General features: G+C 60.8%; 1 protein-coding gene. It reads right to left on the bottom strand.

The genetic code is table 11. The features are described from left to right. Window positions 1–872 (bottom strand): type IV secretory system conjugative DNA transfer family protein (locus B5F94_RS15950; RefSeq protein WP_158100321.1); only part of this gene is annotated, 872 nt, incomplete at both ends.

The following is an 872-nucleotide window of genomic DNA, read 5'->3' on the forward strand; positions in this document are numbered from 1 at the left end:
TGCCCGTATGCGGCCTCCAGCTGTGCAAGGCTCTGGAGGATGATGCTGACGCTGATCTCCCGGGAGCGGATGACGGAACTGATCTGGTCGAAGTCAGCGATGCACCCTGCGGCCCCGGCGGCGAAGTCGTCCAGGATAAGGCGGACTGGGACACGCAGACGGCCGCCCGGGCACTGGTCGGCATGGCGGCAGAGATTTTGAAGCGCCTGGGTGTAGAACAGCGTCGCCAGAGCGTCCATGGACCGGTCTGTGTCGCTGATGGTCAGGAACACGGCTGTCTTGCGGTCGCCAAGGCTCTGGAAATAGAGTTGGCTGGAGTTGGTAAACAGCTTCTCTGCCCCGTGGAAGGCAAAGGGGGACAGCTTTTCCGCCAGGAACGCCTGGATGCTGGCATAGGTCCTGGGGGACTTCTGAATGTTGCGGAGCATCTGATACTGCGCCGCCGCGAAGCTGTCGGGAGCGAAGGTGCAGACCTCCTCGAACAGCCGGTCAAAGCTGCCGTTCCCCATCTCCCGCAGGAGCCGGATCACGCTGCCCAGATGATGCTCCTGGCGGGGAAGATACTCCAGCACATAGGAAATCATGGCTGAGAGGGCCATCTGGGCGGCCTGCTCCCAAAACGGGTCGTTCTTTGTCTTGACGGGAGAGAGGGCGGCGGCGATTTGAAGAATGTCCTGCTCATGGCAGCACCCACGCTTTTGGTCGCGGCGCACATACATGAGCGGATTGTACCCGCAGGAAGAAGCGGCACAGTCCTGGAAGTTGATCTCGATGACCTGATAGCCGTTCTTCCGCAGGGCCCTGCCGGTCTTTTTGCACAGGCTGTCCTTGACGCTGGTGACGATGACGCTCTCACTGCACTGAAGGATGTT

The sequence above is a fragment of the Flavonifractor sp. An4 genome (genome assembly GCF_002161755.1).
Taxonomy (GTDB): Bacteria; Bacillota; Clostridia; order Oscillospirales; family Oscillospiraceae; genus Flavonifractor; species Flavonifractor avicola.